The organism is Pisciglobus halotolerans (assembly GCF_900113675.1).
GTDB classification, from domain to species: domain Bacteria; phylum Bacillota; class Bacilli; order Lactobacillales; family Carnobacteriaceae; genus Pisciglobus; species Pisciglobus halotolerans.
Genome location: NZ_FOQE01000065.1, coordinates 1 through 5,188 on the forward strand (window position 1 = coordinate 1; position 5,188 = coordinate 5,188).

A 5,188-nucleotide genomic window follows, 5' to 3' on the forward strand; every position below is an offset into this window, starting at 1 on the left:
GAAGTAACTTTTTAGTCAAAATCAGTTGATAGGGATATTAGTGATACATATTTCAATAAAATGTGCCAAAGAATTAAAGCTATGAATTATTCAGGTTATTTAGTTTTGAAAAAAGTGTTCGCTCTCTTAGCAAGAAAAAGCATTAGAAAATTTCTCCGTTATTTCTTTTGACTAATAGTAGGAAAAGGAAGGTGTACAATATTTTTGAACTTACACAAAATATTGTACACCCTCTAATATTTTTCCCTAGACAACTTTTGGTTCAATCACTTAATTTGAAAGAATTTCTTGTAATTGATGGCAGATTTTCTCTGCTTGGTCTTCTGTTTTAGCGATGATTAATAAGGTGTCGTATCCTGCCATTGTTGCTACAAATTGAAACATGGGTATTTGATCCATGTAATTCGCAATGATATCCGCACCATTTGGAAAAGTATGAATTGTTACGATGAAGGACGTTCTTTCATATGAAATAGTATACTCCTGAATACTTTTAAATAATGCTCCAACATCCTTTTTACTATCTTCGTTTATTATCAAAAGTCTCATTTCCCCTTCCTTGGAAAATGATTTGACAATTCGCAAATCCTTCATATCTCTTGAGATAGTTGCCTGAGTTTGGCATTCACCATAGGAACGTAATATTTTCAGAAGTTCATTTTGGCTTGAAATTTCATTTTCAGTGACGATTTTTTTTATTAAGTTTTGTCGTTCTTTCTTTTTTATAAGCCCTCTCCCCTTAAACCATTCATGAGTTGCTGCAACGTATGATTAAGGAAGAATCGTTGTCCCTACACCATTTTTGAAAATGTCTCCCAATCTTTCTAAAGAGGTGATAATCGTTTTACAATGGGGCTGTGTTTTCACATATTCAATGGCAGCTTCTACCTTTGGTAACATACTACCTGGAGCAAAATGTCCTTCTGCAATATAATTTTTCAATTCTGAGACAGTTACTTGATCTAGCCATTGCTCATTTTCTTTCCCAAAGTTTAAAGCAATTTTCTCTACGCCTGTCAAAATAATCAGAACATCTGCTTCAACCAATTCTGCTAACTTCCCGGTAGCAAAATCTTTATCGATCACAGCTTCGATTCCCGAACCCGATTCTTTACTTGTTTTAATGGTCCAATCTCTGAAAAAACATTTATTTTATTCTTCAAACAAATTCCCCCTAAAATTTTCTTGTGAACTTACTGCTGAGAAATTCCCATCTTTTCTAAAGTGCGGCCAGTTTTGAAATAATTCTCTCCATTGTATGCTGAAGCAATATGAATACAAGATTCAACAATCGGCACACGAATTCCTTTTGATTTAGCCAATTCGTAACAAGGAACAAGCAAATATGGAACGTCTTCTGTGATGTAGCGATGTTTCGATGATGCTGGCGCACTATTGATTTTCACATGAGTGGTTGAAGCACGGTTGAAATCATAAACAGTTTCATACGAACTATCATATAAAGCATTCATTGCTTCAAGCTCTGTTCTCAAAGAATAGCCCCAACTTTTTCCAACAGCTAAACGTTCTTCATCCATCTTAGCCGCTGCATTTGCAGTCGCTACACTACAACAATCTCGATAATAGTTGTAGTTTCCTTCAAAGTTTTCCAAAATGCCCATGTTCAAGGTTGTTAACAAAGGGTGTCCCCCAAAATTAATGTTTTCCAGTCCTGCTTCAATTGGATCGTCCAAGACCTCGATTGGAATAGGGATCAGTTTTTTTAGAGTATCTAGTAAATCAGAAGTTGTGTTCTCTTTCGGAAAGATACTTAATGGTAAAAAGCTTTTGAGACCCATGATACAAATAACTCCCGGCTCAACGATTCGGCAAGCCCACGGAATACTGATACAATCGATAAAGGTCAAATTCAACTCTGGCATCATCGCATCTTCCTTCATTTTATTTAAGACCAGTCCTCCATAGTTACCTGGCATGATGACAATTCTATGTTCAGAAGTCAGATAGGGCAGCATATCTTTGAAGAAAATTTCTTGAGCAAAAGAAGGACAAACCATGACGACATTTTTTGAAAAAGAAAGTGCTTGTTTTATATCAGTAGTGGCAATCTTTATTTCCGCACTTCCTGATAACATCATTTTTTCTCCATGATGTTCAGATAGAGCAACAATTTTTCCGCTATCGCTAATTGCATCAACTTGAGTTGAAAATTTTGGATTGTCATATAAACATACTTCAATGCCGTTTTTCGCTAAATGATAGGCAGCAGTGACACCACCGTTCCCTGCACCAATAATTGTTACGTTTTCCATTGCTTTCCATCCTTTCTATAACGCGATGATTGAAATAATTAAAGTTATAAGATTCACAACAATAATGGTAATGATTGGGGTTTTTATAAATTTCATCCAAGTTGAATACTCAACCTTATTTAGTTCTAGAGTCCCCATAAGAATGCCTGACGTAGGACTCGTTAGATTGATAACACCATGGGTAGCTGCAAAGACCATAATCATGATTTCTGGTGGGAAACCCATTCGATGAGCTAACCCCCCCATGATCGGCATGGTTACATAAGCCAATCCAGAAGATGATGGAATCAAGAAAGATAGAACAAAGTAAATTGCATAAGAACCTAATACAAAGAGAATAGGAGAGAGTCCATCCAAGAGGTTGGTTGCACGATCTAACAAGAACAAATCAAGATTTGTTGATGACATCAATGCTGATACACCTCTTGCCACAACGATAATCAACACAACTGAGAGCATGTCGCTTGCACCAGCAACAAAAGAAGTAATCGTTTGTTTTTCACCTATCTTGAAGAAAGCAGCAATAATGATACTCATCAATAAAAACCACATAGCTAAGTCACCAAAATACCACTCACCTAGATTGACCCCCGTCAAAAAGGAGCTCCAACCATTAAAGATCTCAATACCAAATTTCTGCCAAGGAATGAGAGAAACCACCATGATAATGAATGTAAATGCGAAAAATAGTAGAACTGTTTTATGCTTGCTAGTAAATTCTAGTGTTTTTGATTGATCTGTTTTAAAGTGTTTTTCACTTTCTTCTTGTTCTTGAAGTGAAAGAATCGTTGACCCTTTTTCTTGCTTTACTTTTTTTGCATATTTCATTACATAGTAAATTGCACAGGCTGTTGTTGTGAACCATAAAACACATCCTAAAGCTATAACCAACCCTGTGTTTGTTTGAATGTGAATTGCCGTCAAAGCGTCCATTGCGACTCCTGTAGCGAAGGGATTCACCGTTGAACCAAGAACCCCTGCTCCCGATCCTAATAGAACAGTTCCAATGGATACGATAGGATCAAAACCAGCGGCAATCATAACAGGTGTTAATATGGCATAAAAAGGAATTGTTTCTTCAGCCATTCCGAAAGTTGTACCGCCAATTGAAAAAAGTATCATTAACACCGGAATAATCCTTAACTCATTCCCATTTAGTCTTCTTACAACTTTTTGAATACCAGCTTCTAGGGCACCTGTTTTGTTCACGATACTCAAAAATCCACCCAGAATTAAGATGAAAATACAAATATCAATAGCATCTTTAAAACCGTTAAATGTAGCCATAACAACAGTGGAAAATTTTGCCGGAACTACTTCAGCTACACCTCCTTCATCCATCAACAAAGTTGGAGAAAAGCTTTTGCCTGAGAGAATAATGGAAATTAAAGCCAGTACGATTAAAATAAGAAACAAGATACTAAAAGAAGACAGTGATAGCTTTTTCTTTTTTTTCATAACATATCTCCTAGTTTTTTTGGGAAAGCGCTTTCCTTGTTTAATATCATAACTCCTTAATGTAGGGAGCGTCAATAATTTTGTGTAAATAAATTGTCCTCCTGCAAAATAATTAGTTACTCAGTAAACATTGAAACTAATGTATCGGTTACCTGTTGAAAACCTTTATGGCTTCTGTTTAGAAATTTTTGATTGTATGTATCAAAAATGCTGACTAGAAAGCGTTCTAGTGATTCTTCATTTTGAAACTGCTCTTTTCTACGGCTGTATCTTTTAATTTGCTTATTGAAAGACTCGATTAGATTGGTTGAGTAAATGGTTCTACGAATGCTAGGTGGAAAATCATAAAAAGTTAATAAGTCTTGGTTTTCTATGAGTGACTGCGTCACTTTAGGATAGTTTTTCTTCCATTTCTCAATCATGCCGGATAAGAAGGTATTCGCTTCTTCTTTTGAGTTAGCTTGATAAACAGCCTTAAAGTCATCACAGATTTCTTTTCGGTCTTTGACACGTACTTTATGAGCGATATTACGAGATACATGGATACAACAATGCTGATATTTTGCTTTAGGATAAATTTGATGGATAGTATCTTTCATGCCTTTTAAGCCGTCCGTAATAAAAAGCAAGACTTCTTGAACTCCTCTGGAGTTAATATCCTGTAGCAGCTCATTCCAAACGTATGTTGATTCAGTTGGAGCAATCGCATAACTCAGTACTTCTTTAGTGCCGTCTTCTCGTATACCAATGGCAATATAAATCGCTTCTTTGGATACGGTTTGACGTTTTAGTGGAATGTAAGTAGCATCCATAAAAATAGCGACATACTTATCATTTAAGGCTCTGGATTTAAAGGCATTTACTTCTTCAGTCAGAACTTTAGTCATGTTGGACATGGTTTGTGGAGTATAGTGATGACCGTACATTTTTTCGATCAAATCAGCAATTTCAGACATCGTAACACCTTTTTCGAATAAATGGATAATAGTGGTTTCCAATGTATCGTTTGTTCTTTTGTAGGCTGGTAAAGTTTGTTGTTTAAACTCACCATTACGATCTCTAGGTATTTCCAATGTTAATTCACCATATTCGGTTTTGATTGATCGAAAGTAAGAACCGTTTCTCGAATTACCTGAATTAAAACCAGTGCGATCATATTTTTCGTAATCTAAAAAAGCCGTTAATTCAGTCCGTAGGAGTGTGTTTATCGCTTTTTCTAAGTGCGAACGGAATAATTCATTTAAATCGCCTTTAGTGACTAGAGTTTGCACAATTTCTGTAGTAAAATCATTCATAGGGAAGTCCTCTTTTCTGTGAATTGGTTGTCGTTAACTTTATTCTACAGAAGGGACTTCCTTTTTTGGGTTCTGTTGCAAAGTTTTAAATCTACTATCAAATAAGGTAGAATAATAGAAAAAGATAGCAGGAGGAATGACGATGAATCATTTTAAAGGAAA

At 35.7% G+C, this 5,188-nt stretch carries 5 protein-coding genes; all 5 read right to left on the bottom strand.

Going from position 1 to position 5,188, the window contains the following annotated elements; all coding sequences use genetic code 11:
• Nucleotides 1–270 precede the first annotated feature (270 nt).
• The 5 genes from BM057_RS12070 to BM057_RS11220 all read right to left on the bottom strand — a co-directional run bounded on the left by BM057_RS12070 (nt 271) and on the right by BM057_RS11220 (nt 5,026).
• On the bottom strand, nt 271–726 hold the full coding sequence (locus BM057_RS12070) for an arginine repressor (RefSeq protein WP_064686961.1): 456 nt from the start codon (nt 724–726) through the stop codon (nt 271–273).
• A gap of 45 nt (nt 727–771) precedes the next feature.
• Nucleotides 772–1,086 carry an amino acid kinase family protein gene (locus BM057_RS11205; protein WP_010830868.1) on the bottom strand — a complete coding sequence of 105 codons (315 nt, stop codon included), beginning with the start codon at nt 1,084–1,086 and terminating at the stop codon, nt 772–774.
• Between the two features lie 107 nt (nt 1,087–1,193).
• Nucleotides 1,194–2,273: an NAD/NADP-dependent octopine/nopaline dehydrogenase family protein gene (locus tag BM057_RS11210; RefSeq protein WP_010830867.1), complete on the bottom strand. Its 1,080-nt coding sequence runs from the start codon at nt 2,271–2,273 to the stop codon at nt 1,194–1,196.
• 15 nt (nt 2,274–2,288) lie between these two features.
• Nucleotides 2,289–3,731, bottom strand: a complete 1,443-nt coding sequence (locus BM057_RS11215; protein ID WP_092093827.1) for a YfcC family protein — start codon at nt 3,729–3,731, stop codon at nt 2,289–2,291.
• A 116-nt stretch (nt 3,732–3,847) separates the two neighbouring features.
• On the bottom strand, nt 3,848–5,026 hold the full coding sequence (locus tag BM057_RS11220; protein WP_000997695.1) for an IS256-like element ISEf1 family transposase: 1,179 nt from the start codon (nt 5,024–5,026) through the stop codon (nt 3,848–3,850).
• Between the last annotated feature and the right edge of the window lie 162 nt (nt 5,027–5,188).